A 26491-nucleotide genomic window follows, 5' to 3' on the forward strand; every position below is an offset into this window, starting at 1 on the left:
CTTTACGTGTTGCTTGACATGTAGCGGTCAGACCCGGGAAAGGTCAGACACCGAAGATGTCGATCCGCTGGCCGTCGGCCAGGCTGACGATCGCGCGCTTGGTGTCGGGACGCTTCCCGAAACCGAAACGGGTCCGCTTGCGCTTACCCTTCCGGTTGATCGTGTTCACGTTCGTGACCTTCACCTCGAAGATCTTCTCGATCGCGATCTTGATCTGGGTCTTGTTGGCGTCCGGGCGAACGATGAACGTGTACTTGTTCTCGTCCATGAGCCCGTAGCTCTTCTCGGAGATCACCGGCTCAATGATGATGTCCCGGTGGTCGGCGATCCTCACTGGTCGTCCTCCTCGGACTCAGCGGCCTTCGAGGCACCGGCCGCGTGGGCCAGGAACTCGGCGTAGCCCGCCTCGGTGAAGACCACGTCATCCGCGTAGAGGACGTCGTAGGTGTTCACCTGGTCCGCGTCGAGGATGTGGACCTCTTCGAGGTTGCGCAGGGCGCGCCGGTTGTGCTCGTCCTCGCGGGCCAGGACGACGAGGACCTTGTCGGACTCGGTGACCTGGCGCAGCGCCTTCAGAGCGGTCTGCGTGAGCTTGCTGTCCGCGCCCTCACCGACGAACTCGGTGATGACGTGGATGCGGCCGTGGCTGGCCCGGTCGGAGAGGGCGCCACGCAGGGCGGCGGCCTTCATCTTCTTCGGGGTCCGCTGGCTGTAGTCACGCGGCTGGGGACCGTGAACGGTTCCACCACCGGTGTACTGCGGGGCGCGGATCGAGCCCTGACGGGCGCGACCGGTTCCCTTCTGGCGGTAGGGCTTCTTGCCACCGCCGCGGACCTCGCCGCGGGTCTTGGTGGCGTGCGTGCCCTGCCGGCCGGCGGCCAGCTGGCCGTTCACGACCTGGTGGATCAGCGGGATGCTGACCTGCTGGGCGAAGACGGACTCGGGAAGCTCGACGCTGCCCTTGGAGCCGCCCTCGGGGTTCTTGACCTCGATCTGGGCCATGACTTACTTGTCCCCCTTCACAGCGGTGCGGACGAGCACCAGACCGCCGTTGGGACCGGGGACAGCACCCTTGACCAGGATGAGGCCCTTCTCCGCGTCCACAGAGTGAACGGTCAGGTTCTGGACGGTCTTGCGCACGTTGCCCATGCGCCCGGCCATCCGCATGCCCTTGAAAACGCGGCCGGGCGTGGCGCAGCCGCCGATGGAGCCGGGAGAGCGGTGCTTGCGCTGGGTGCCGTGCGAGGCGGAGAGACCACGGAAACCGTGGCGCTTCATCACACCGGCGAAACCCTTGCCCTTGCTCTTGCCCGTGACGTCGACCTTCTGGCCGCTCTCGAACGCGGCGGCGTCGACTTCCTGACCGAGCGTGTACTCGGAGGCGTCGGTGGTGCGCACCTCGACGTAGTGACGGCGCGGGGTCAGGTCGTTCGCGCGCAGGTAGTCGCCCAGGGGCTTGTTGACCTTGCGCGGGTTGATCTGCCCGTAGCCGAGCTGGATGGCGGAGTAGCCATCGGTGTCAGGGGTCCGGATGCGGCTCACGACGCACGGACCGGCCTTCAGGACGGTCACGGGCACCATCTTGCCCGCGTCGTCGAAGACCTGGGTCATGCCGAGCTTTTCGCCCAGAACTCCCTTGATCTGCTTGGTGGCCATGTCTGTGCGTCCTTAAAGCTTGATCTCGATGTCAACGCCAGCCGGGAGGTCGAGTCGCATGAGCGAGTCCACCGTCTTCGGCGTGGGGTCGATGATGTCGATCAGCCGCTTGTGGGTGCGCATCTCGAAGTGCTCGCGCGAGTCCTTGTACTTGTGCGGCGATCGGATGACGCAGTAAACGTTCTTCTCCGTCGGCAGCGGCACCGGGCCCGCGACCTGTGCGCCAGTTCGCGTCACAGTCTCAACGATCTTGCGCGCCGAGCTGTCGATGACCTCGTGGTCATAGGCCTTTAGCCGAATGCGGATCTTCTGTCCCGCCATGTGGCCTGTTCGTCCTTCGCTTCAGTGTCCGTAACGGTGAGCTGTCCGGTCACAGACGCCCAGGCCCGTCGGCGAATCCGCCGGCGTGTTGGCCGTGAGCCCCTATTCCCTTGAGAAACCGCAACAGGGCTTGCCCCTGCGGTGCGTCACCGTCACAGAGCCCGATGACGTCTTGTCAGTGTGGTGGGCGGGCCGCCGTGAAGCGGCCCACCCACCACGTCGGGGCGGCTCCGGAAGGTGCCACCCCAACGTGTGTGCTACTTGAGGATCTTCGTGACGCGACCCGCGCCCACGGTCCGGCCACCCTCACGGATGGCGAACTTGAGGCCCTCTTCCATCGCGACCGGCTGGATCAGGTTGACGGTCATCTCGGTGTTGTCACCGGGCATGACCATCTCCGTGCCCTCCGGCAGCGTCACGACGCCGGTGACGTCGGTGGTGCGGAAGTAGAACTGCGGGCGGTAGTTGTTGAAGAACGGCGTGTGGCGGCCACCCTCGTCCTTGGACAGGATGACGACCTGGCCCTCGAACTCGGTGTGCGGGGTGGTCGTGCCGGGCTTGATCACGACCTGGCCGCGCTCGACGTCCTCGCGCTTGATGCCGCGCAGGAGCAGACCGACGTTGTCGCCAGCCTGACCGTTGTCGAGCAGCTTGCGGAACATCTCAACACCGGTGACGGTGGTGGTCTGCTTCTCTTCCTTGATGCCGACGATGTCAACGGTCTCGTTGACGTTGACGACGCCGCGCTCGATACGACCGGTGACGACGGTGCCGCGACCGGTGATCGAGAAGACGTCCTCGATCGGCATGAGGAAGGGCTTCTCGGTGTCACGCTCGGGCTCGGGAATGAAGCTGTCCACGGTGCCCATGAGCTCCAGGACGGCCTTGCCCCACTCCGCGTCGCCCTCGAGGGCCTTGAGAGCCGAGACCTTGGTGACGGGGATGTCGTCGCCGGGGAACTCGTACTCGCTGAGGAGCTCACGCACCTCGAGCTCGACGAGCTCGAAGATCTCCTCGTCGTCCACCATGTCGGCCTTGTTCAGGGCGACGACGATGGCGGGGACGCCGACCTGGCGGGCCAGGAGCACGTGCTCCTTGGTCTGCGGCATCGGGCCGTCGGTGGCGGCCACGACCAGGATCGCGCCGTCCATCTGCGCGGCACCCGTGATCATGTTCTTCACGTAGTCAGCGTGACCGGGGCAGTCGACGTGGGCGTAGTGACGCGCCTCGGTCTGGTACTCGACGTGAGCGACGGAGATGGTGATACCGCGCTCGCGCTCCTCGGGAGCGTTGTCGATGTCCTCGAACGGGGTGAACGGGTTCAGCGCCGGGTACGCGTCGTGCAGCACCTTGGTGATGGCCGCGGTCAGCGTGGTCTTGCCGTGGTCAATGTGACCGATGGTGCCGATGTTGACGTGCGGCTTGGTCCGCTCGAACTTTTCCTTCGCCACTGGAAGTCTCCTAGACGTACAGATCTATCTGACTGTGGTCCAACCCCGCGGATGCGGGGTACAGCCGGGTTGCTTGCTCGCGACTATTCGCCGCGAACCTTCGCCACAATTTCTTGGGCGACAGCGGACGGAACCTCCGCGTAGGAGTCGAACACCATCGAGTAGTTGGCTCGACCCTGGGTACGGCTGCGCAGGTCACCCACGTAGCCGAACATTTCCGAAAGGGGCACCTGGGCCTTGACGACCCGGACACCGGAACGCTCGTCCATGGACTGAATCTGTCCACGGCGGGAGTTCAGGTCACCGATGACGTCACCCATGTACTCCTCGGGAGTGGTGACCTCCACGGCCATGACGGGCTCGAGCAGCGCGGGCTTCGCGAGCTTGACGGCCTCCTTGAAGGCCATCGAACCGGCGGTCTTGAACGCCATCTCGGAGGAGTCGACGTCGTGGTACTGACCGTCCGTCAGCGTCACCTTGATGCCGACGAGCGGGTAGTGCGCGAGCACGCCCAGCTCAGCGGCCTCCTGGCAGCCGGCGTCGACCGACGGGATGTACTCCCGCGGGATACGGCCACCGGTGACGGAGTTGACGAACTCGTACCCGGAAGCGTCGCCCTCCTCGGCCTCAAGCGGCTCGAGGTTGATCTTGACCTTGGCGAACTGGCCCGACCCACCGGTCTGCTTCTTGTGGGTGTAGACGTGGCCTTCGACCTTCTTGCGAATGGTCTCTCGGTAGGCCACCTGGGGCTTACCGATGTTCGCCTCGACCTTGAACTCGTCGCGCATGCGGTTGACCAGCACCTCGAGGTGCAGCTCGCCCATGCCCGAGATCACGGTCTGACCGGTCTGCTCGTCCGAGGCCACCTGGAAGGAGGGGTCCTCGTCCGCCAGACGCTGGATCGCGATGCCCAGCTTCTCCTGGTCGCTCTTGGTCTTCGGCTCGATGGCCACCTCGATGACCGGAGCCGGGAAGGTCATGGACTCCAGGACGATCGGAGCCGACTGGTCGCAGAGCGTCTCGCCGGTCGTGGTGTCCTTCAGACCCATGACCGCGACGATGTCGCCCGCGCCGGCCTCGGAGATCTCCTCACGCTTGTTCGAGTGCATGCGGTAGATCTTGCCGATGCGCTCCTTGCGGCCCTTCAGGCTGTTGAGCACCTGGGTACCGGTGGTGAGCACGCCCGAGTAGATGCGCAGGTAGGTGAGCCGCCCGAGGTGGGGGTCGCTCATGATCTTGAAGACCAGAGCGGACATCGGCTCGTCCACGCTCGGCTTGCGCTGGAGCTTCGTCTCCTCGGTCTCGTCCTTGGGGTCGTGGCCCTCGATGGCGTCCACGTCCAGGGGCGAGGGGAGGTAGGCGGTGACCGCGTCGAGCAGGGGCTGGACGCCCTTGTTCTTGAAGGCGGTGCCACAGACGATCGGGATCGCGGTGCCCGCGATGGTCGCGCGACGGATCGCGGTGACCAGCTGCTCCTCGGTGGGCTCCTGGCCCTCGAGGTACAGCTCCATGATCTCGTCGTCGGCCTCGGCCAGCGTCTCGATGAACTGGTCGCGCGCCTCGCGGGCGGCGTCAGTGTGCGTCTCGGGGATGTCGACGGTGTCGTACATCTCACCGAGCGCGGCCTCGTCGTTCCAGACGTAGGCCTTCATCTTCACGAGGTCGATGACGCCCTTGAAGTCGCTCTCGGCACCGATGTTGAGCTGGATCGGCATGGCGTTCGCGCCGAGGCGCTCACGGAACATGTCGACACAGCGCTGGAACTCGGCGCCGATCTTGTCCATCTTGTTGACGAAGCAGATCCGGGGGACCTTGTAGCGGTCGGCCTGACGCCAGACCTGCTCCGACTGGGGCTCGACGCCTTCCTTGGCGTCGAACACCGCGACGGCACCGTCGAGGACACGCAGCGACCGCTCGACCTCGACCGTGAAGTCGACGTGGCCGGGCGTGTCGATGATGTTGATGGTGTGGTCGTCCCAGTGGGTGGTGGTAGCAGCCGAGGTAATGGTGATACCCCGCTCCTGCTCCTCCTTCATCCAGTCCATCGTGGCGGCGCCATCGTGGACCTCACCCACCTTGTGGGTCACACCGGTGTAGTAGAGGATCCGCTCGGTCGTCGTGGTCTTGCCCGCGTCGATGTGGGCCATGATGCCGATGTTGCGGACCTTGGCCAGGTCAAGCAAAGTCTTAGCCATGAGGCTCGTCTTCCCTAGGTCTCAAGGAATCGATTCGCCGCGGGGTTACCAGCGGTAGTGGGCGAAGGCCTTGTTCGACTCGGCCATCTTGTGCGTGTCCTCACGCTTCTTGACAGCCGCGCCCAGACCGTTGCTGGCATCGACCAGCTCGTTCATCAGGCGCTCGGTCATGGTCTTCTCACGACGCTGACGCGAGTAGGAGACCAGCCAGCGCAGGGCCAGCGTGGTGGACCGGGAGGCGCGAACCTCGACCGGCACCTGGTAGGTCGCGCCACCGACACGGCGGCTGCGGACCTCCAGCGCGGGCTTGACGTTGTCCAGGCCTCGCTTGAGAACGACGAGCGGGTCCTGACCGGTCTTCTCGCGAGCACCCTCAAGGGCGTCGTACACGACGGCCTGGGCGATGGAGCGCTTGCCGTCGAGGAGCACCTTGTTGATCAGTGCGGTGACGAGCGGCGAGCCGTAGACCGGGTCGGTGATGAGCTGGCGCTTCGGCGCCGGGCCCTTGCGCGGCATGCTTACTTCTCCTTCTTGGCGCCGTAGTGGCTACGGGCCTGCTTGCGGCCTCGGACACCCTGGGTGTCGAGCGAACCGCGGACAATTCGGTAGCGAACGCCCGGCAGGTCCTTCACACGACCGCCACGAACCAGCACGATGCTGTGCTCCTGGAGGTTGTGACCAATGCCGGGGATGTAGGCCGTGACCTCGATGCCGCTGCTCAGCTTGACGCGAGCGACCTTACGCAGAGCGGAGTTCGGCTTCTTCGGCGTAGTGGTGTAGACACGCGTGCACACACCACGACGCTGCGGACTCCCCTTCAGCGCCGGGGTCTTGTTCTTTGCGACCTTGTCCTGTCGGCCCTTGCGGACCAGCTGCTGGATGGTGGGCACCGCGTCTCCGTCTTCCTCGTGACCTACGCCGGTTCTCGTAGCCGATATCGCTATTGACCTGCTGAATTCCCCGAACCTCCCCGACCCCCGTGGTCGGGCGTGTCGCCCTCGTTCCCACGCATGGCGAACGGATGCACACCCGGTCGGAGACCGATTCACAGGAGGGGGTTCACCTGCGCCGCGCGCCCTGTGTCCATCCTGTGGAGAACTGGGGCGCCGCACACGCACGTGTGACCCGTCGACTCACGGGCACAATCACACAGGCTACCGCTAACCGAACAGGCGGTCAAAACGGTGTGCGACATGGCGAGACAAGCGGAACCGGATCTCGCGTAGCCGTGGGTCTCCACCAGTCTACGTGCTCCCCGGCGCGCTTCGCCCCGGGTTTTCCCAACGAAGGGCCGTCAAAGAGAACGGCCGCTCCCGGAGGACCCATTGTCCCCCGGGAACGGCCGGGAATCTACAGAACGAACCACATCACGAGGGAGATCACGGTCACCAGGACGCCGATGACCGCGAAGACCGTGCCCGTGGTGATCAGGCCCAGTCCGTCGAGGGTCCCCCGCGACTCGCGGATCGCCCTCTTCGCCTTGGGTCCGGTGACGAACAACGCCAGGATCGCGGTGATCACACCGACGACCGGAACCAACGAGGCGATACCGAGCCACATGGTGACGTTCGCCCCGGGTTCGGTGTCCGCCAGGAAGTCGATGCTGTCGTAGCCGGGGTAGTCCCCGTCGTCCCGGGCCTCGTCGAAGCCGGGGAAGTCCTCCGCGATCTTGTCGCGACGGCGCTTCGCCTGCTTGGGCCGCTCCGGCATCCCGTAGTCGGCCGGGGTGAAGTCGTCCTCGTAGTCCGACTCCGCCCGGTCGTCACGCTCGTCCTCGTAGCCCGTCTCCGGCCGGTCGTCACGCTCGTCCTCGTACTCCTCCCGCCGACCGGTGTCGGGCTCGGAGTCGAAGGAGGGCGCCGTGAACATCTGGGTGGCACCCTCGCCACCGCGCCAGGAGTCGTCGCCCTCCGCGGACGCCTCGTCCCACCGCTGGTCCTCGGCGTCGTCCCAGGGCCGGTCGTCCTCGTCGTCCAGGGGATCCTTGGACCTGGCCCGCGACTGCATGTCCGCGATGGCGGCCAGGGGGTCGTCCGAACCCGGGACGGCGGCGGACAGCGTGCCGGTGTCCGGCTCCGCCGGTGCGTCCTCACTCCCCCAGTCCGCGTACGCGGGCTCCTGGGGCGACTCCCTGCGGCGCCGCTCGGCGTCGCGGACGACGTCGGGCAGACGCGGGTCGTTGCGGTCGAAGGCCCAGGTGTTGCCGCTCCCACCCTGTTCGGGGGCGGGAGAGAGCTCGTCGTCGTACCGGTCGCCGCGCTCCTCCGCGGGACGCGGGGAGAGTTCGTCGTCGTACCGGTCGCCGCCGTACGAGGGGGTGTGGTGGTCGGACCACGGGCGTTCGGTCTGCTCCGCCCACGGCTCGGTGGTGCCCGAGCCCTTCCACGTGTCCCCGGTGTCCTCGCTCGGGCTCCAGCTGTCCAGTCCGCCGGTGCCGCTCCACTCGCCCGACTGTTCCCGGTCGGACTTCCAGAGTTCCTCGCCGGGACCCGACGCGGACCACGGAGTCTCGGGGTCCAACGGGTCACGTGCGTCCGACGCGGAGCCCTGACGCGGGTCCCGGTCGAGGGCCGAGTCCCGTGTACCCCACGGTTCCTGACCCGGTCCCGACGCCTGCGGCATCAACGGGTCTTCGCCCGGACCGTCGGAGCCCCACGGCTCACGACGCGCGTCCGACGCGAGGCCGGAGTCGTCCGAGGACCGGTGGCCCCACCCGGAAGCGGGGGCGGAGCCCAGCGGGTCCGATCCCTCCGGGGACCACGGCTCACTTCCGGAGCCGGAGAACGGTTCCGACCCGGAGGCGAATTCCCGCGAAGCCCACGCGTCACCGTCGGCACCGGAAGCCGACGCGTGCGGCGACCACGAGTCCGGGGAACCCCCCAGGGCCGATCCGGACGCCGGGGCCTCCGGGTTCCAGGGCTGACCAGCGGAACCAGGGAACGGGTCCGCACCGGAATCGGAAGTGGTGGAGGAGTCCGAGCTCAGCGGGGACCACGGAGCGGGGTCGGAGGAACTCTCCGAGCCCCACGAGTCAGCGGTGCCGGAGGCGTGCGGCCCCCGGGAGTCCGGCGAACCACTCGAACCGGACGCCGGGGACTCCGGGTCCCACGGCTCACTGCCGGAGCCGGAGAACGAGTCCGCGACAGCGGAGTCCCGCGAACTCCAGGAGTCACCGGAAGCACCAGCCCCCTGTGCGGACCACTCCGTGTCGGAGTCTCTCGGGGCATACGGGATCCGGGAGTCCGCCCCCTCCGGGGACCACGAGTCCCGGCCCGAATCCGGCGAACCGCCCAGGACGGATCCTGTCACCGGAGCCTCCGGGTCCCACGGCTCACGGCTCGAAGCAGAGAACGGGTCCGGGCCGGAGGCCGACCCGTACGGCGTCCCGGAGTCCGGGGAACCACCGAGGGCGGAACCGGAGAGCGGGGCCTCGGGGTCCCACGCCTCACGACCGGAGCCAGAGAGCGGGTCCTGCGAGCTACGCGGGTCCGACGTGTGGGCGGGGTCGTCCGAAGACCAGGAGTCCCGCGTACCACCAGGCACACGAGAGCGCCCGGAGTCCTCCGGGTCCCACGACTCCGGGCCGGAACCAGGGAACGGGTCCGCACCGGAGGCCGTCGCGCGTGGCGACCACGGGTCCGCACCCTCCGGGGACCACGGGTCCCGGTCGGTACCGGAGTCCGAAGAACCACCCGGGGCGGAACCGGAAACCGGGCCCGCGGGGTCCCACGGCTCGCGACCGGAGTCGGAGGAGCCGGGGCCGCCCTGAGGGGACCACGGAGCAGAGTCGGAGGAACCCTCGGAACCCCACGAGTCCCGACCCGGACCTGAATCCGGGCCGCCCGGGACCGCGCCGGGAACCGGGGCCTCCGGGTCCCAGGGCTCACGGCCGGGACCGGAGAACGGGTCCGCGTCGGAGGCAGACGTGTGCGTCCCGGAGTCCGGCGAACCACCCAGGGCGGAACCGGACGCCGGAGCCTCGGGGTCCCACGCCTCACGGCCCGAAGCAGAGAACGAGTCCTGCGAGGTGCGCGGGTCCGCCGTGAAGGCGGGGTCATCCGAGGACCAGGAGTCCCGCGTGCCACCAGGCACGCGAGGGTGCCCGGGGATCTCGGGATCCCAGGGCTCACGACCGGAGTCGGAGGAACCAGGGCCGCCCTGAGGGGACCACGGAGCAGAGTCCGAGGAACCCTCGGAACCCCAGGGGTCCCCGGCGCCGGAAGCCGACGCGTGCGGCATCCCCGAGTCCAGCGGACCGCCCAGGGCGGAGCCGGGCTCCTGGCCGGGTCGGGAGTAAGGGTCCTGATCGGAAGCGCCCTGAGGGGACCACGGAGCGGAGTCCGAGGAACCCTCGGATCCCCACCCGGCGGAAGGCGGTGCCTGGGGCGTCAGCGGGTCCCGGTCGGAACCGGAGTCCTGGCCTCTCCCGGCCCACGAGTCCCGGTAGGGGCCCTGGGAGGCGGGCTCGCCCGCCTCGCGCGCGGGCTCCTCCGGAGGCAGCGGGACCTCGGCGCTGGCCGCGATGCCCGGGTAGCCGCCGGTCGCGGGAGCCTCGGGCTCCCTCTGGGCCAGCGGGTCCTCCCCCGGGAAACGCGTCACGGGCTCGTAGGCCGACGTGCCCGCGCCCGGGTACGAGATGCCCGGTGCCGAGGGCGGTCCGCCCAGGGCGTCCGGGTAGGGCTCCACCATCGCCGGACGCGAGGCGCTCAGCCCCGCGTAGCCGCCGCTGTCAGGGAAGACGGCGCCGTCCTCCCCGGGGTTCGCCGCCGCGTCCTCCTCCAGGGGGTCCTGGTACTCCGACTGTGAGCGGTAGCGGTTCTCGCTGGGCTTGAACCAGGAGTCCCCGTCCGCATCGGACGCACGGTTGCCCGGCGCCCCGCCCCCGTTATCAGTCACTTGCCTGCTCTCCCGACAGCGCCGTAGCGCCCTCTCCCCGTCCGCACCGCAGTGTACGAACCGACAACGACGAAACGGCGGCGGGGCCACCCCCGGTGATGGGGGTGGCTGACCACCGCCGTCAGCTCAACCAACGTTCAGGTTGGACTTACCGGTTGTACGGACCGAAGTCGTACTCCTCCAGGGGAACGGCCTCGCCCGAACCCTGCCCGAAGGTGTACTCACTGGGCTCCTCGTAACCGGAGACCGAGTACATCGAGGCCTTGGCCTCCTCGGTCGGCTCAACCCGGATGTTGCGGTACTGCGGAATACCGGTACCGGCCGGGATGAGCTTACCGATGATGACGTTCTCCTTGAGGCCCAGCAGCGGGTCACTCTTACCGTGGATCGCGTTCTCGGTCAGCACGCGGGTGGTCTCCTGGAAGGAGGCCGCCGACAGCCAGGACTCCGTGGCCAGCGAGGCCTTGGTGATACCCAGCAGCACCGGACGTCCGGCGGCCGGCTGGCCGCCCTCGGACACGACGCGTCGGTTGATCCGCTCGAACTTCGGCCGCTCGACCATCTCACCGGGCAGGAGCTCGGTGTCACCGGACTCCAGGATGTTCACCCGCTTGAGCATCTGGCGGACGATGATCTCGATGTGCTTGTCGTGGATGGACACACCCTGCGACTTGTACACCTCCTGGACCTCCGACACGAGGTGCTGCTGCACCGCGCGGGGGCCCTGGATGCGAAGAACCTCGTGCGGGTTGATCGCACCCTGGATGAGCTGCTGGCCGACCTTGACGTGGTCGCCGTCGCTCACCAGGAGCTGCGCACGCATCGGGACCGGGTAGGCGATCTCGTCCGTGCCGTCGTCCGGAATGACGACGATCTTGCGGCTCTTCTCGGTGTCGTCGACCCTGATCCGGCCCTCCATCTCGGAGATCGGGGCCACACCCTTGGGGATGCGGGCCTCGAAGAGCTCCTGGACACGGGGCAGACCGTGGGTGATGTCCTGACCGGCCGAACCACCCATGTGGAAGGTACGCATGGTCAGCTGGGTACCGGGCTCACCGATGGACTGGGCCGCGATGATACCGATCGCCTCACCGACGTCCACCGGCTTGCCGGTCGCCATGGAGCGGCCGTAGCAGGTGGTGCAGACACCGATCTTCGCCTCACAGGTCAGCGACGAGCGGATGCGCACGTGGGTGACCCCGGCGGCGACCAGCTTGTCGATGTTCTGCTCGGAGGTGTCGGACAGCGCCGGGAGGACGAGCTTGCCCTCGGGGTCCAGCGTGTCCTCGGCGATGGTCCGACCGAAACCGGTGTTCTCGACGTTGTGCTTGCGCACGACGACACCGGCGGCGTTCTTCTCACCGATCTCGTGCCAGAGCGAACGGTCCGTACCGCAGTCGATCTCGCGGACGATGACGTCCTGCGCGACGTCCACCAGACGACGGGTCAGGTAACCCGAGTCGGCGGTACGCAGGGCGGTGTCGGCCAGACCCTTGCGCTGACCGTGCGTGGAGATGAAGTACTCCAGCACGGACAGGCCCTCACGGTAGGAGGACTTGATCGGACGCGGGATGGTCTCACCCTTGGTGTTGGAGACCAGACCACGGATACCGGCGATCTGACGCACCTGCATCGGGTTACCGCGCGCACCGGACTGGACCATCATCCACACCGGGTTGTCGATGGGGAAGTTGTCCTCCATGTCCTTCGCGACCTCGGCCGTGGCCTGGGTCCACACCTCGGTGAGCTCCTGACGGCGCTCGTCGTCGGTGATCAGACCGCGGTCGTACTCCCGCTGGATCTTGTCGGCCTTGCGGTCGTAGCCGCCGAGGATCTCGGCCTTGCGCGGAGGCGCGACGACGTCCTCGATGCCGATGGTCAGACCGGACCGGGTGGCCCAGCGGTAACCGGCGTCCTTCAGGGCGTCCAGGGTCGTGGCGACCTGGACCTTGGGGTAGTTCTCGGCCAGGTCGTTGACCAGGACCGAGACCTGCTTCTTGCCCACCTGGAAGTTGACGTACGGGTAGTCCACCGGGGTGGCCTCATTGAAGAGGTACCGGCCCAGCGTGGTCTCCAGGACGTAGACGTCGCCCTGCTCCCAGCCCTCCGGCGGCGTCCAGTCCTTGGGCGCGGGAGCGCCGTCAGCGATACGCAGCCGGATCTTGGCCTGGAGGTCCAGGTCGCCCAGGTCGTAGGCCATGATGGCCTCGGCCGGCGAGCGGAAGGCACGGCCCTCGCCCGCGGCACCCGCGCGCTCCGTCGTCAGGTAGTACAGGCCGATGATCATGTCCTGGGTGGGCATGGTCACGGGCTTGCCGTCGGACGGCTTGAGGATGTTGTTGGTGGCGAGCATCAGCAGCCGCGCCTCGGCCTGGGCCTCGGCGGACAGCGGCAGGTGCACGGCCATCTGGTCACCGTCGAAGTCCGCGTTGAACGCGGTGCAGACGAGCGGGTGGATCTGGATGGCCTTGCCCTCGACCAGCTGCGGCTCGAAGGCCTGGATGCCCAGGCGGTGCAGCGTCGGAGCACGGTTCAGCAGCACCGGGTGCTCGGTGATGACCTCTTCGAGGACGTCCCACACCACGGGGCGGGACCGCTCCACCATGCGCTTGGCGCTCTTGATGTTCTGCGCGTGGTTCAGGTCGACCAGGCGCTTCATCACGAACGGCTTGAAGAGCTCCAGGGCCATCTGCTTGGGCAGACCGCACTGGTGCAGCTTCAGCTGCGGGCCGACGACGATGACCGAACGGCCGGAGTAGTCGACGCGCTTGCCGAGCAGGTTCTGACGGAAACGGCCCTGCTTGCCCTTGAGCATGTCGGACAGCGACTTGAGCGGACGGTTACCGGGACCGGTGACCGGGCGACCGCGGCGGCCGTTGTCGAACAGCGCGTCGACGGCCTCCTGGAGCATCCGCTTCTCGTTGTTGACGATGATCTCGGGCGCGCCCAGGTCCAGCAGCCGCTTGAGGCGGTTGTTCCGGTTGATGACGCGGCGGTACAGGTCGTTGAGGTCGGAGGTCGCGAAGCGGCCACCGTCCAGCTGCACCATCGGACGCAGGTCCGGCGGGATGACCGGGATGCAGTCCAGCACCATGCCCATGGGGCTGTTGGTGGTGTTGAGGAACGCCGAGACGACCTTGAGCCGCTTCAGGGCGCGGGCCTTCTTCTGGCCCTTGCCCGTGCGGATGGTCTCCCGGAGCTTCTCCGCCTCCTCGTCCAGCTCGAAGTTGGACAGGCGGTCCTGGATGGCCTGGGCGCCCATGCCGCCGCGGAAGTACTTCCCGAAGCGGTCGCGCATCTCGCGGTAGAGCATCTCGTCGCCCTCGAGGTCCTGGACCTTGAGGTTCTTGAAACGGCTCCACACCTCGTCGAGGCGGTCGATCTCGCGCTGGGCGCGGTCGCGCAGCTGGCGCATCTCACGCTCGGCGCCCTCGCGCACCTTGCGGCGCGCGTCGCCCTTGGCACCCTGCTCCTCAAGCTCGGCCAGGTCGGCCTCCAGCTTGCGGTGGCGCTCCTCGATGGTCGAGTCGCGGCGCTGCTCCAGGTGCTGCTTCTCGACCGAGATCCGCGCTTCCAGCGACTGCAGGTCGCGCTCGCGGGCCTCGGTGTCCACCCACGTGACCATGTAGGCGGCGAAGTAGATGATCTTCTCGAGATCCTTCGGCGCCAGGTCCAGCAGGTAGCCCAGGCGGGAGGGCACGCCCTTGAAGTACCAGATGTGCGTGACGGGAGCGGCCAGCTCGATGTGGCCCATCCGCTCACGGCGCACCTTGGCACGGGTCACCTCGACGCCGCAGCGCTCACAGATGATGCCCTTGAAGCGGACGCGCTTGTACTTGCCGCAGTAGCACTCCCAGTCCCGGGTCGGACCGAAGATCTTCTCGCAGAAGAGTCCGTCCTTCTCGGGCTTGAGGGTCCGGTAGTTGATGGTTTCGGGCTTCTTGACCTCGCCGTGTGACCACTGGCGAATGTCGTCGGCGGTGGCGAGGCCAATCCGCAGCTCGTCGAAGAAGTTGACGTCGAGCACTTAATTCGTCCCCTGCTCTCGAATTCCGCGGAAGTTAGACCTCTTCGACACTGCTCGGCTCTCGCCTGCCCAGGTCGATTCCCAGTTCTTCCGCGGCGCGGAAGACGTCCTCGTCACTGTCCCGCATCTCGATGGACATACCGTCACTGGACAGCACCTCCACGTTCAGACAGAGCGACTGCATCTCCTTGATGAGCACCTTGAAGGACTCAGGGATGCCCGGCTCAGGGATGTTCTCGCCCTTGACGATGGCCTCGTAGACCTTGACGCGGCCCACCACGTCGTCGGACTTGATGGTGAGCAGCTCCTGGAGCGCATAGGCGGCACCGTAGGCCTCCAGCGCCCAGACCTCCATCTCACCGAACCGCTGACCGCCGAACTGCGCCTTACCACCCAGCGGCTGCTGCGTGATCATGGAGTACGGGCCGGTGGAGCGGGCGTGGATCTTGTCGTCCACGAGGTGGTGGAGCTTCAGGATGTACTTGTAGCCGACGGAGATCGGCTCGGCGAAGGGCTCACCGGTGCGGCCGTCGAACAGGCGGGCCTTGCCGTCCTCGTTGATGAGGCGGTTGCCGTCCTTGTTCGGGCGGACCGACTGGATGAGGCCGCTGAGCTCGTCACCGTGCAGGCCGTCGAAGACCGGCGTGGCCACGCGCGAGTTCGGGGAGACCTCGGCCGCTCCGATCGCGTGCAGCGACTTCTGCCACTCCTCCTCGACCCCCTCGACCAACCAGCCGTTCTTGGCCAGCCAGCCCAGGTGGACCTCCAGTACCTGACCGACGTTCATTCGGCCGGGGACGCCCAGCGGGTTGAGGATGATGTCGACGGGCGTGCCGTCCTCCAGGAAGGGCATGTCCTCCTGGGGCAGGATCTTCGAGATGACGCCCTTGTTGCCGTGACGGCCGGCGAGCTTGTCACCGTCGGTGATCTTGCGCTTCTGGGCCACGTAGACGCGGACCATCTCGTTGACGCCGGGGGCGAGCTCGTCGCCCTCGTCGCGGCTGAACACGCGGACGCCGATGACCTTGCCGGTCTCGCCGTGCGGCACCTTCAGGGAGGTGTCGCGGACCTCGCGGGCCTTCTCACCGAAGATGGCGCGCAGCAGGCGCTCCTCCGGGGTCAGCTCGGTCTCACCCTTGGGCGTGACCTTGCCGACGAGGATGTCGCCGTCGACGACCTCGGCGCCGATGCGGATGATGCCCCGGTCGTCGAGGTCGGCCAGGACCTCCTCGCTGACGTTGGGGATCTCGCGGGTGATCTCCTCCGGGCCGAGCTTGGTGTCACGGGCGTCGACCTCGTGCTCCTCGATGTGGATCGAGGAGAGGACGTCGTCCTGCACCAGACGCTGGCTGAGGATGATCGCGTCCTCGTAGTTGTGGCCCTCCCAGGACATGTACGCCACGAGGAGGTTCTTGCCCAGCGACATCTCGCCCTGGTCCGTGGACGGACCGTCCGCGAGGACCTGCTTGACCTCGATGCGCTGGCCCTCGTACACGATGGGGCGCTGGTTGAAGCAGGTGCCCTGGTTGGAGCGCTGGAACTTGCCCATGCGGTACGTCTTGCGCGTGCCGTCGTCGGCCATCACGGTGACGTAGTCGGCGGTGACGTCCTCGACCACACCGGCCTTCTCCGCGAGGATGACCTCACCGGCGTCGGTGGCGGCGCGGTACTCCATGCCGGTGCCGACGAAGGGCGACTCGGCGCGCAGCAGCGGCACGGCCTGGCGCTGCATGTTGGAACCCATGAGCGCACGGTTGGCGTCGTCGTGCTCCAGGAACGGGATCATGGCGGTGGCGACCGACACCATCTGGCGCGGCGACACGTCCATGTAGTCGACCTCGTCGGTGCTGACCTGCTCGAACTCCCCGCCCTTACGACGGACGAGCACGCCGGCCTCGGCGAAGCTGCCGTCCGCGTTCATCGGGGTGTTCGCCTGCGCGATGACGTAGAGGTCCTCTTCGTCAGCGGTCAGGTAGTCGACCTGGTCGGAGACCTTGCCGTCGATGATCTTCCGGTACGGGGTCTCCACGAAACCGAAGGAGTTCACCCGGCCGTAGGCGGCGAGCGAGCCGATCAGACCGATGTTCGGGCCCTCAGGGGTCTCGATCGGGCACATGCGGCCGTAGTGGGACGGGTGGACGTCCCGGACCTCGAAGCCCGCGCGCTCACGGGACAGACCGCCCGGACCCAGCGCCGAGAGGCGGCGCTTGTGGGTCAGACCCGCGAGGGGGTTGGTCTGGTCCATGAACTGGGACAGCTGCGAGGTGCCGAAGAACTCCTTGATGGAGGCCACGACGGGACGGATGTTGATCAGGGTCTGCGGCGTGATCGCCTCGACGTCCTGGGTGGTCATCCGCTCGCGGACGACGCGCTCCATGCGGGCCAGGCCCAGGCGGACCTGGTTCTGGATGAGCTCGCCGACGGTGCGCAGACGGCGGTTGCCGAAGTGGTCGATGTCGTCGGTCTCGACCGGGCGGAGGCCGAGGACGGTCTCCTTCTCGACCTCACCGGCGTGCAGGCGCACGAGGTAGTCGATGGTCGCGACGATGTCCTCTTCGGTGAGGGTGCCCTGCGTGAAGTCGGTGTCGAGGCCGAGCTTCTTGTTGATCTTGTACCGGCCGACCTTGGCGAGGTCGTAGCGCTTGGGGTTGAAGTACAGGTTCTCCAGCAGCGCCTGGGCCGACTCCTTCGTGGGCGGCTCTCCCGGACGCAGCTTGCGGTAGATGTCCAGCAGCGCGTCGTCGGTACCGGCGGTCGGGTCCTTCTCCAGGGTGTTGCGAATCGACTCGTACTGGCCGAACCGCTCCAGGATCTGGTCGGTGGTCCAGCCCAGCGCCTTGAGCAGGACGGTGACGCCCTGCTTGCGCTTGCGGTCGATGCGGACGCCGACGAAGTCGCGCTTGTCGACCTCGAACTCCAGCCATGCACCGCGGGACGGGATGACCTTGCAGCCGAAGAGGTCCTTGTCCGAGGTCTTGTCGACGGACTTGTCGAAGTACACACCCGGGGAGCGGACGAGCTGGGACACGACGACGCGCTCGGTGCCGTTGATGATGAAGGTGCCCTTGACGGTCATGAGCGGGAAGTCGCCCATGAACACCGTCTGGCTCTTGATCTCACCGGTGTCGTTGTTGATGAACTCCGCCGTGACGAACATCGGGGCGGAGTACGTCATGTCCTTGTCCTTGCACTCCTCCTCGGAGTACTTGGGCGGCTCGAACCGATGATCACGGAACGAAAGGGACATCGTGCCCGAGAAGTCCTCGATCGGGCTGATCTCCTCGAAGATCTCTTCGAGACCGGACTGCTCCGGAACGTCCTTGCGGCCGGCGTTGCGGGCCGTCTCGACCCGGGTCTTCCACGTGTCGTTGCCCAGCAGCCAGTCGAACGACTCGGTCTGCAGGGCCAGAAGGTTCGGAACCTCGAGGGGTTCCTGGATACGGGCGAAAGAAACGCGGTGCGGACCAAGGGCGTTAGCGGAGGCGTTGCGCGAGGCTGCCAACAGGGGTCCTTCCGAAGGCTTGTGGCGGTTGAAGCGCGCACGCCAGACGATCCGTCACGAGAGGGACCGCCGCAACGCGGTTGAGACGGTCACATCGAGCGGGTGACGGGCCTTCCGGAATCCAGAAAAATGGGATGGCGGAAGCCGTACACCGACACAGGGATCACCAAAGGGCAGCGCAAAAGAGCAGTGTAGCCGAACACCACACCGCTGTCCACTCACGGTCCACAGCACCACTCACGACACCGGCAGGATCACCCCTGGAGGGCGATCCGTCAAGCCCGGCATGCCTGCACCGGCACCCTCGCGAGGGACCGGTGGTCCCGGGTCGTACCCGGCCGACGGCGGTACCGCCACCGCGCACATCCCCGGGGGAAGGCCCTGGACCATCAGGGTGAAACAGCGCGCCTGCCCTGGCCCCACGGGGGATGTGAGCCAACGGACACCCGGAAGGATTCCCCCGCCCCAGGCGGGTAAACACTCTCTCCGGAGCCCGTCAGGATTCCCGGGACGGGACATTATCGCGTCCCGGGGACAGTTCGCACACGGGAACTCGGCGTTCCCGCCCGCGAACCGCCCCAGCTTCGCACATCACCCAGCTCACGACGGTTCAGACACGGCGTCGTTCACGACATACGGGACGTCGGTCCGCCGTCGGCGGGGGACCTTCGGCCTCCGGACCCGGTCCGGAACCTCCCGGTTCCCGGCGACCGAATCCCGGTGAACCCCGGAGCCGCCCCGGGCACGAGAAAGCGGCCGCCCCTCCCCTGAGGGAGGAACGGCCGCTTCACGCAGACCAGCGGGCGACTGGCGCCCGCGGAGGACTACTTGAGGGTGACGGTGGCGCCAGCGCCCTCAAGGGCGGCCTTGGCCTTCTCGGCGGCCTCCTTGTTGACGCCCTCGAGCAGAGCCTTCGGGGCGTTGTCGACGAGGTCCTTGGCCTCCTTGAGACCCAGGCTCGTGAGGCCGCGGACCTCCTTGATGACCTGGATCTTCTTGTCGCCAGCGCTCTCGAGGACGACGTCGAACTCGTCCTTCTCCTCCTCGGCGGCCGGGGCGGCACCGGCGGGGCCGGCGGCGACGACGGCGGCCGGGGCGGCGGCGGTGACGTCGAACTTCTCCTCGAACAGCTTCACGAAGTCGGAGAGCTCGAGGAGGGTCATGCCCTCGAACGCGGTAAGCAGGTCCTCGTTGCTGAGCTTCGCCATGATGCGATCTCTCTTTCTCTAACGACACGCGCGCCCAATGGCGCATCGTGCGAGCCAGTGGCCGGGCGCCGTGAGCACCCGCCGTGGTTCATGGGGTTTAAGCGGCTTCCTCGGAACGCTTGTCCGCCAGGGCCTGCGCGAGACGCACAGTCTTGGAGGGAAGCGCCTGGAAGACGGCGGCGGCCTGGCCCTGCTTGGCCTTGAGCGCACCGGCCAGCTTCGAGAGGAGAACCTCTCGGGACTCCAGATCGGCCAGCTTGGTGACGTCCTCGGCGCTCATCGACTTGCCGTCGATGATGCCGCCCTTGATCACCAGAGGCGTGTTCGTCTTCGCGAAGTCACGCAGACCCTTCGCGGCCTCGACGACGTCCCCGTGGACGAAGGCGATGGCGGACGGGCCCTCGAGCAGATCGGTGATCTGCTCGTCGACGCCGGCCTCCTTGACCGCGATCTTGGTCAGCGTGTTCTTGACGATGCGAAAACGCGCTGTCTGACCGAGGCTGCGGCGCAGTTCAGTGATCTGCGCGACAGTGAGCCCCCGGTATTCGGTCAGCACGGCGCCGTTCGACGCACGGAGTTCCTCCGTGAGTTCGGCGACCGCGGCTGCCTTGTCCGGCCTCGCCATGGGACTCCTTCCAACAGTGAACGCTGGTTGACTCCCAAGGGCTCCATGATCGGCGTCAGCACGAGAAAAAGCCCCGAGCGCGAGGCGCACGGGGCACGACCGCGTTCTCAGTACGTGGCTGGCACGTCCCGGAACGGGAAAGCTCTGGTGACACCTGCGCGGGCGCCCATCAATGGGTCCTTGGGTCACCCGAGCGGGTGACGACCAGCGGTCTTCGGCAAGTACCAATACTAGCCGCGGATCGGAGTGCTCGGGCATCCGTCCGGATACGGATCGGGTGATGACGGACACGTGCCGCGCTCCCACCCTCCCCGGAGGGCCGGGATGACACGATGGGGGACCCGAGCCCCCCGCTCCGAAGGAGTCCCCTCCCCCGTGGAATCCCCCCGTTCCGCCCTGGTCCTGGCCTGTGCCCTGTCCCTCTCCCTGTCCGGGTGCGCGCTCTTCCCCTCCGCCGACCCGCCCTGGTACGAGGAGGCCGACACCGGGGCGCTGCTCGACGCCCTGGCCGACGCCACCGCGCGGACCGACAACTACACACTCGACCTGGGCTTCGGGCCTCGGTCCGAGGAGGGCGCCGGGACGCTGCTCACCTACGAGGTGTCGGACTCCCCCGCCGCCGTGCGGGCCACGCTGAGGACACCCGAGGGCCCCGAACTGGTGGTGGTCCTCCCGGAGGGTGGCCAGGCCGTGCTGCACGACTCCCAGGACCTGCTGGGCGCCCCCACCGAGTGGGTCCGGGGCGACGCCCTGCTCCCCTCGCCGTCCCCCGCCGAGGTGTTCGACCTCGGTTCCCTGACCGGGCTGGTCGAGCTGCTGTCCGGGATGGAGGGCGCCGAGTCCGGCCCGGCCGAGGACGTCGGGGACACCGGGACACTCCCCCTCCACGGGGTCCTGCCCGCGTTGGCGGACGGCACGGGGTCCGAGGAGCGGGCCGCTCTCGCGCCCCTGCTCGGCGAGGACGTCTCGGGGCACCTGGACGTGTCCGTCTGGGTGGACGCCGAGGGATTCCCGGTCCGGATGGAGTCCGCCGGCCCCGTCTCGTCGCTGTGGCTGGAGTTCTCAGAGCGGGGCGGGACGAGCTTCCACGTGCCCAACGGCGACGAGGTCAGCGAGCCCGCCCGGAACTGACTCCCGCCCTCTCGGGAACCGTTTGCCGGAAATGTCCGTCTGACATGCGAACATGATGACTTACTTGGGCGTCCCCGTTCTCTGACGCGCCCTCTTAGAGAAAGCACACGTACGCGTGAACACCCGCACTCCGGCCTTCATCGCCGCCGGTTCCCTCTCCCTGCTCCTCGCCCTCACCGCCTGCGGTAACGAGGAGCCCGCGGCTGACGGCGGCGACACCGCCGAGGCCTCCCCCGCCGGTTCCTCTCTGGGCGACCTGCTGGACAACCTGGGCGCCAGCACCCAGGAACTCACGAACTACACCCTCGACATGGAGGTCGTCACCGTCGACCCGGCGGCCGAGGGCGACGTCACCGTCACCTTCAACTACCAGGTGATCGACGACCCCGCGGCGGTCCTGGCCACCGTGGACATGCCCTTCCTGGGCGAGACCATGTACGACCTGATGTCCATGAGCGGGGAGCTCCCCGAGGGCGTCACCGCCGAGGACCTGAGCGCCTCCACCGTCCTCCTCCTGGAGGGCGGCGACACCCTCATGGCCGACCCCCACGGTCTCTACGGCTCCGGCACCCCGTGGCTGCGCGGCGACGTCGAGGAGAACGCGGACCCGACCGAGAGCTTCGACGTCGACGCGCTCCCGGACCTGGCCGGTGCCTTCTCCGAGCTGGAGGACGTCACCGAGGTCGGTACCGAGGAGATCGACGGCGTCGAGACCACCGTGGTCGAGGGCTCGATGTCCACCGGTGACATCTCCGAGATGTCGGCCGAGGAGCGCGGCGCCGTGGAGCAGCTGTTCGGCGGCGGCCTGGAGAGCACCCTGGACACCAAGCTCTGGCTGGACGCCGACGGCTTCCCGATGCGCATCGAGTTCTCCGACGACGAGTCCGACGTCTGGATGGAGTTCTCCGCCCTGGGCTCGACCTCCTTCGAGATCCCCGCCGAGGACGAGATCGGCACCGTGTAACACCCCCGCACACGGAAACGGCCCCCGCACTCCTCAGGGAGTGCGGGGGCCGTTCTCGTGTCACGAACCTCGGGCCGAAGCTAAGCGGAGGCTCGAACCCCGGGCCAAAGCGAAGCGGAGGCCCGAGCCCCAGGCCAAAGCGAAGCGGAGGCCCAAAGAGAAACAGCCTTAGGCGTCGAGCGGGATGCTCGGGCCCATCGTGGTGGTGACCACGGCCTTCTTGATGTAGCGGCCCTTGGCGGCGGACGGCTTGAGGCGGTTGACCTCGTCGATCGCGGCCTGGTAGTTCTCCAGCAGCTTGGGCTCGTCGAACGAGACCTTGCCGATGATGAAGTGCAGGTTCCCGTGGCGGTCCACGCGGAACTCGATCTTGCCGCCCTTGATCTCGGTCACGGCCTTGGCCACGTCCGGGGTGACGGTACCCGTCTTCGGGTTGGGCATGAGGCCACGCGGACCGAGCACGCGGCCCAGGCGGCCGACCTTGCCCATGAGGTCCGGGGTGGCCACGACGGAGTCGAAGTCCAGGAAGCCGTTCTGGACCTTCTCGACCAGGTCGTCGTCACCGACGATGTCGGCGCCCGCGGCACGGGCCTGCTCGGCACGCTCACCGGTCGCGAAGACCAGGACCCGAGCGGTCTTGCCGGTGCCGTTCGGCAGGTTCACGGTGCCGCGGACCATCTGGTCGGCCTTGCGCGGGTCGACGCCCAGACGCAGGGCGACCTCGACGGTCGCGTCGAACTTGACGTTGGTGGTCTCCTTGGCCAGCTTCAGAGCCTCGGCGGGGCTGTAGAGCCGGTCGCGGTCCACCAGGTTGTTGGCTTTGCGGTGGTTCTTGCTGCGCTTCACGCTGTTCTCCTACGGGAACGTGTGGTCCTAGGGCCAGCGCTGGCCCTGCCACGGTGGTTCTTGCCGTCGAGCAACCCCGAGGGGAGCTACTTGACCTCGATGCCCATCGAGCGGGCGGTACCGGCGACGATCTTGGACGCGGCCTCGATGTCGTCGGTGTTGAGGTCGGGCAGCTTGGTCTGCGCGATCTCACGGACCTGGTCGGCGGTGATCGAACCGGCGGTGCTGCGACCCGGGTCGGTGGCGGCCTTGTCCAGCCCGGCGGCCTTCAGGATCAGCCGAGGCGCCGGAGGCGTCTTGGTGATGAAGGTGAAGGAGCGGTCCTCGTAGATGGAGATCTCGACGGGGATGACGCTGCCGCGCTGGGCTTCCGTAGCAGCGTTGTACTGCTTGCAGAAGTCCATGATGTTGACGCCGTGCGGACCGAGAGCGGTACCGACGGGCGGCGCCGGGGTCGCCTGACCGGCGGGGAGCTGCACCTTGACGAGTGCGGCAAGTTTCTTCTTCGGAGGCATATCGGGTCCTTTGCCTGATCTGCGTTGTGTGCCGATCCCTGCCTCCCCCACGACGCCACGGGCCACGGGGACCGCTGTGGAGCCGCTGCCGAAGGAGGCTGTCCGTGCCGGGGGCACGGGGTCACGGTCCGTCGGGACCGGACGGACCGGAGCGCGTTCCGCCCGGGTTCGCACCCGGGTGGTACAGCGCGACAGTGGGCCCGTCCCGCGAGGGACGGACCCACCAAGTCTACGTCGCCCGGACAGTGGTCCGGGCGGGTTGTGGGAAAGGCCCCACAGGGTCAGATCTTGGCGACCTGGTTGAACGAGAGCTCGACCGGGGTCTCGCGGCCGAAGATCGACACCAGCACCTTGAGCTTCTGGGTGTCGGCGTTGATCTCGCTGACGGTGGCGGGCAGGGTCGCGAACGGGCCCTCCATGACGGTGACGGACTCACCGACCTCGTACGCCACGTCGGAGCGGGACTCGGAGCCGCCGCCGGCGGACCGGGCCTGCTGCGTCTGCTCCGGCTCCTCCTCCGGCTCGGGCGCCAGGAGCTTGGCCACCTCGGTGAGGCTCAGCGGGGCGGGCTTGTTGGACAGGCCCACGAAACCGGTGACGCCGGGGGTGTTGCGGATGGCCGACCAGGACTCGTCGGTCAGGTCCATGCGGACGAGGACGTAGCCGGGCAGGACCTTCTCGGTGACCTGCTGGCGCTTGCCGCTCTTGACCTCGGTGACCTCGTGCTCGGGCACCTCGACCTGGAAGATGTACTCCTCCATGTTGAGGGACTGGGTACGGCTCTCGACGTTGGCCTTGACCCGCTTCTCGTAGCCCGCGTAGGTGTGCACGACGTACCAGTCGCCGGGCAGGAGGACGAGCTCGTTGCGGAACTCCTCGACGGGGTCGAGACGGGGCAGCTCGGGCTCCGCGTCGGCCTCATCGGCGTCCTCGGTGCTCTCGTCGGCCTCTTCGGTCTGCTCCGGGCTGTCGGCGTCGGTCGGCTCGACCGCTTCCTCGGACAGTTCGCCCGCCAGGCCGGTCTCTTCCGCCGACGACTGATCCGGCTCCTCTTCGGGGAAGTCGTCAGAGGTCAGTGGGGACTCGGACACGGCTGCTCTTTCTCTCGTCGGATTCGCTAGTGCGCACGACGCACACCGAAAACCGGCCGTGCGTCGAACCCAGTCCTGCCAGCTTACGGTCTCTCCGGGCGAAGCGGGACCAACGCGCGGACGAGCGTGACCGGACGAGGTCCGGTCGGGAGGAACCGGGTGAAGGTGGGCACGGCCACCGTCGAGGGCGCCCGCGAGGGCGCACGGGGTGGGAGCTAGGCTCCGGCGGGACGGCCGAAGGTGCCGTAGAGCCAGGTCACGGCCTCACCGAAGGCGAAGTCGGCGAGGGAGACGTAGGCGAGGACGATCACGACGAACACCATCACGACGATGGTGTAGGTGACCAGTTCCTTGCGCGTGGGCCAGCGGACCTTGCGGAGTTCTCCGACGACCTGCTTGGTGAACGTCACCGGACCGGTACGACGCTTCGGCTCCTTGTCGGGCTTCGCGTCGGCGTCAGTCTGAGTCACCTGGGGTCCTTAGGGTCGCGGGTTGCTTCGTATCCCCGTAGTTCCGTCGCCCTCGCGATCGGGGCGGCGACGGATGCGCCACCCCGACCACGCGCGGACTTGCAGGGCAGGAGGGACTCGAACCCCCAACCGCCGGTTTTGGAGACCGGTGCTCTGCCAATTGAGCCACTGCCCTTAGCGGAAACTGCGTTCCCCACCATAGCCGGTCCGGAGTGCTGTCGCACACCCTTGTGGATGTGACACCCGCACGCGACCGGCCGACGCGGTGAGTGTACGCCCTCATCACGGCTATGGACAAACCGGTTCCCCCTCCGGCCCGGAGCCGCGAAGGCGCACGTGACACGATGGAGACATGACTGACCGACCCCGCGTCTCCGCACGTATCAGCGCCATCTCCGAGTCCGCCACCCTCGCGGTGGACGCCAGGGCCAAGGCCATGAAGGCGGAGGGCCGCCCCGTCATCGGCTTCGGCGCGGGCGAGCCGGACTTCCCGACCCCGGACTACGTGGTCGAGGCGGCCGTGGCCGCCGCGCGCGACCCCCGCTTCCACCGCTACACCCCCGCCGCCGGGCTGCCCGAGCTGCGCGCGGCCATCGCGGAGAAGACCCGCCGCGACTCCGGTTACGAGGTGGAGCCCGCCCAGGTCCTGGTGACCAACGGCGGCAAGCAGGCCATCTACGAGGCCTTCGCCGCCATGCTGGACCCGGGCGACGAGGTCCTCGTCATCGCCCCGTACTGGACCACCTACCCGGAGTCGATCAAGCTGGCCGGGGGTGTGCCGGTCGTCGTCGTCACCGACGAGAGCACCGGGTACAGGGCGGGTGTCGAGCAGCTGGAGGCCGCCCGCACGGAGCGGACGAAGGTCCTGGTCTTCGTCTCGCCGTCGAACCCGACCGGCGCCGTCTACCCGCGCGAGCAGGTGCGCGCCATCGGCCGCTGGGCCCACGAGCACGGCCTGTGGGTGCTGACCGACGAGATCTACGAGCACCTGGTGTACGGCGACGCGGAGTTCTCCTCGCTGCCCGTCGAGGTGCCCGAGATCGCGGACCGCACCGTGATCGTCAACGGTGTCGCGAAGACGTACGCGATGACCGGCTGGCGGGTGGGGTGGATCATCGGCCCCAAGGACGTGGTGAAGGCGGCGGGCAACCTCCAGTCGCACGCCACCTCCAACGTCGCCAACGTCTCCCAGGCCGCCGCGCTGGCCGCCGTCTCCGGCGACCTGACCGCCGTGGACGCGATGCGTGAGGCCTTCGACCGCCGCCGCCGGACCATCGTGCGCATGCTCAACGAGATCGACGGCGTGCTCTGCCCCGTGCCGGAGGGCGCCTTCTACGTCTACCCGTCGGTCCGGGGCGTGCTCGGCCGGAGCATCCGCGGCCGGACCCCGCACACCTCCGCCGAGCTGGCCGAGATCATCCTGGACGAGGCCGAGGTCGCGGTGGTGCCCGGTGAGGCCTTCGGGACACCCGGCTACCTGCGCCTGTCCTACGCGCTCAGCGACGAGGACCTGGTGGAGGGCGTCAGCCGCGTCCAGAAGCTGCTGGCCGAGGCGGAGTAGCCCCGCCGGACGCCTTCGACGGCCGACGCGCC

20 protein-coding genes and 1 tRNA gene are annotated in these 26491 nt (G+C 67.8%); 3 read left to right on the forward strand and 18 right to left on the reverse strand.

The window, feature by feature from the left end:
- Window positions 1-43 precede the first annotated feature (43 nt).
- The 13 genes from rplW to rplJ all read right to left on the reverse strand — a co-directional run bounded on the left by rplW (window position 44) and on the right by rplJ (window position 19881).
- The gene (gene rplW, locus AC0VYM_RS25690; protein ID WP_475456336.1) at window positions 44-334 is read right to left on the reverse strand and encodes a 50S ribosomal protein L23; all 291 of its coding nucleotides are present in this window, start codon (window positions 332-334) and stop codon (window positions 44-46) included.
- Window positions 331-1002: a 50S ribosomal protein L4 gene (rplD, locus tag AC0VYM_RS25695; RefSeq protein WP_475456338.1), complete on the reverse strand. Its 672-nt coding sequence runs from the start codon at window positions 1000-1002 to the stop codon at window positions 331-333. The genes rplW and rplD overlap by 4 nt, the downstream gene beginning before the upstream one ends.
- 3 nt (window positions 1003-1005) lie before the next feature.
- Window positions 1006-1656: a 50S ribosomal protein L3 gene (gene rplC / locus AC0VYM_RS25700; RefSeq protein WP_357760506.1), complete on the reverse strand. Its 651-nt coding sequence runs from the start codon at window positions 1654-1656 to the stop codon at window positions 1006-1008.
- A 12-nt stretch (window positions 1657-1668) separates the two neighbouring features.
- Window positions 1669-1977: a 30S ribosomal protein S10 gene (rpsJ, locus tag AC0VYM_RS25705; RefSeq protein WP_013156110.1), complete on the reverse strand. Its 309-nt coding sequence runs from the start codon at window positions 1975-1977 to the stop codon at window positions 1669-1671.
- Between the two features lie 257 nt (window positions 1978-2234).
- Window positions 2235-3428 (reverse strand): elongation factor Tu, encoded by a 1194-nt coding sequence (tuf, locus tag AC0VYM_RS25710; RefSeq protein ID WP_017543008.1) that lies wholly within the window; start codon window positions 3426-3428, stop codon window positions 2235-2237.
- A gap of 83 nt (window positions 3429-3511) precedes the next feature.
- Window positions 3512-5623, reverse strand: a complete 2112-nt coding sequence (gene fusA / locus AC0VYM_RS25715; RefSeq protein WP_475456341.1) for an elongation factor G — start codon at window positions 5621-5623, stop codon at window positions 3512-3514.
- Between the two features lie 45 nt (window positions 5624-5668).
- Window positions 5669-6139 carry a 30S ribosomal protein S7 gene (gene rpsG / locus AC0VYM_RS25720; RefSeq protein WP_475456343.1) on the reverse strand — a complete coding sequence of 157 codons (471 nt, stop codon included), beginning with the start codon at window positions 6137-6139 and terminating at the stop codon, window positions 5669-5671.
- A gap of 2 nt (window positions 6140-6141) precedes the next feature.
- Window positions 6142-6513: a 30S ribosomal protein S12 gene (gene rpsL, locus AC0VYM_RS25725; protein ID WP_014912437.1), complete on the reverse strand. Its 372-nt coding sequence runs from the start codon at window positions 6511-6513 to the stop codon at window positions 6142-6144.
- 460 nt (window positions 6514-6973) lie between these two features.
- The gene (locus AC0VYM_RS25730; RefSeq protein ID WP_475456345.1) at window positions 6974-8143 is read right to left on the reverse strand and encodes a hypothetical protein; all 1170 of its coding nucleotides are present in this window, start codon (window positions 8141-8143) and stop codon (window positions 6974-6976) included.
- Window positions 8144-10667: 2524 nt separating this feature from the next.
- Window positions 10668-14546 (reverse strand): DNA-directed RNA polymerase subunit beta', encoded by a 3879-nt coding sequence (locus AC0VYM_RS25735; RefSeq protein ID WP_475456347.1) that lies wholly within the window; start codon window positions 14544-14546, stop codon window positions 10668-10670.
- 34 nt (window positions 14547-14580) lie between these two features.
- Window positions 14581-18048 carry a DNA-directed RNA polymerase subunit beta gene (rpoB, locus tag AC0VYM_RS25740; RefSeq protein ID WP_475456349.1) on the reverse strand — a complete coding sequence of 1156 codons (3468 nt, stop codon included), beginning with the start codon at window positions 18046-18048 and terminating at the stop codon, window positions 14581-14583.
- Window positions 18049-18872: 824 nt separating this feature from the next.
- Window positions 18873-19256, reverse strand: coding sequence for a 50S ribosomal protein L7/L12 (gene rplL / locus AC0VYM_RS25745; RefSeq protein WP_475456351.1), 384 nt, complete (start codon window positions 19254-19256; stop codon window positions 18873-18875).
- Between the two features lie 97 nt (window positions 19257-19353).
- Window positions 19354-19881 carry a 50S ribosomal protein L10 gene (gene rplJ, locus AC0VYM_RS25750; RefSeq protein WP_475456353.1) on the reverse strand — a complete coding sequence of 176 codons (528 nt, stop codon included), beginning with the start codon at window positions 19879-19881 and terminating at the stop codon, window positions 19354-19356.
- Between the two features lie 375 nt (window positions 19882-20256).
- Between rplJ and AC0VYM_RS25755 the strand changes: the two genes are divergently transcribed.
- Window positions 20257-21012 (forward strand): LolA-like protein, encoded by a 756-nt coding sequence (locus AC0VYM_RS25755; protein ID WP_475456355.1) that lies wholly within the window; start codon window positions 20257-20259, stop codon window positions 21010-21012.
- Between the two features lie 115 nt (window positions 21013-21127).
- Complete coding sequence (locus AC0VYM_RS25760; RefSeq protein WP_475456357.1) at window positions 21128-21976, forward strand: SCO4651 family lipoprotein; 849 nt, start codon at window positions 21128-21130, stop codon at window positions 21974-21976.
- Window positions 21977-22144: 168 nt separating this feature from the next.
- Here the strand turns inward: AC0VYM_RS25760 and rplA are convergent, their stop codons facing one another.
- The 5 genes from rplA to AC0VYM_RS25785 all read right to left on the reverse strand — a co-directional run bounded on the left by rplA (window position 22145) and on the right by AC0VYM_RS25785 (window position 25073).
- Window positions 22145-22822: a 50S ribosomal protein L1 gene (rplA, locus tag AC0VYM_RS25765; RefSeq protein WP_017543020.1), complete on the reverse strand. Its 678-nt coding sequence runs from the start codon at window positions 22820-22822 to the stop codon at window positions 22145-22147.
- A gap of 86 nt (window positions 22823-22908) precedes the next feature.
- Window positions 22909-23337, reverse strand: a complete 429-nt coding sequence (gene rplK / locus AC0VYM_RS25770) for a 50S ribosomal protein L11 (protein WP_049569197.1) — start codon at window positions 23335-23337, stop codon at window positions 22909-22911.
- A gap of 281 nt (window positions 23338-23618) precedes the next feature.
- Window positions 23619-24428 (reverse strand): transcription termination/antitermination protein NusG, encoded by an 810-nt coding sequence (gene nusG / locus AC0VYM_RS25775; RefSeq protein ID WP_475456360.1) that lies wholly within the window; start codon window positions 24426-24428, stop codon window positions 23619-23621.
- Between the two features lie 215 nt (window positions 24429-24643).
- A complete protein-coding gene (secE, locus tag AC0VYM_RS25780) occupies window positions 24644-24898 on the reverse strand; it encodes a preprotein translocase subunit SecE (protein WP_378738568.1) in 255 nt (84 codons plus the stop codon).
- Between the two features lie 102 nt (window positions 24899-25000).
- Window positions 25001-25073, reverse strand: a tRNA-Trp gene (locus AC0VYM_RS25785).
- Window positions 25074-25250: 177 nt separating this feature from the next.
- Between AC0VYM_RS25785 and AC0VYM_RS25790 the strand changes: the two genes are divergently transcribed.
- Entirely contained in the window at window positions 25251-26459 is a 1209-nt protein-coding gene (locus AC0VYM_RS25790; RefSeq protein ID WP_475456362.1) for a pyridoxal phosphate-dependent aminotransferase, read from the forward strand.
- Window positions 26460-26491: the final 32 nt, after the last annotated feature.

The organism is Nocardiopsis sp. iso_237 (assembly GCF_056173345.1).

Coding starts and splice junctions, on each gene's coding strand:
- rplD (WP_475456338.1), bottom strand. CDS start 1,002: ATGGCCCAGATCGAGGTCAAGAACCCCGAGGGCGGCTCCAAGGGCAGC.
- rpsJ (WP_013156110.1), bottom strand. CDS start 1,977: ATGGCGGGACAGAAGATCCGCATTCGGCTAAAGGCCTATGACCACGAG.
- AC0VYM_RS25790 (WP_475456362.1), top strand. CDS start 25,251: ATGACTGACCGACCCCGCGTCTCCGCACGTATCAGCGCCATCTCCGAG.
- rplJ (WP_475456353.1), bottom strand. CDS start 19,881: ATGGCGAGGCCGGACAAGGCAGCCGCGGTCGCCGAACTCACGGAGGAA.
- rplC (WP_357760506.1), bottom strand. CDS start 1,656: ATGGCCACCAAGCAGATCAAGGGAGTTCTGGGCGAAAAGCTCGGCATG.
- rplK (WP_049569197.1), bottom strand. CDS start 23,337: ATGCCTCCGAAGAAGAAACTTGCCGCACTCGTCAAGGTGCAGCTCCCC.
- rpsG (WP_475456343.1), bottom strand. CDS start 6,139: ATGCCGCGCAAGGGCCCGGCGCCGAAGCGCCAGCTCATCACCGACCCG.
- rplL (WP_475456351.1), bottom strand. CDS start 19,256: ATGGCGAAGCTCAGCAACGAGGACCTGCTTACCGCGTTCGAGGGCATG.
- fusA (WP_475456341.1), bottom strand. CDS start 5,623: ATGGCTAAGACTTTGCTTGACCTGGCCAAGGTCCGCAACATCGGCATC.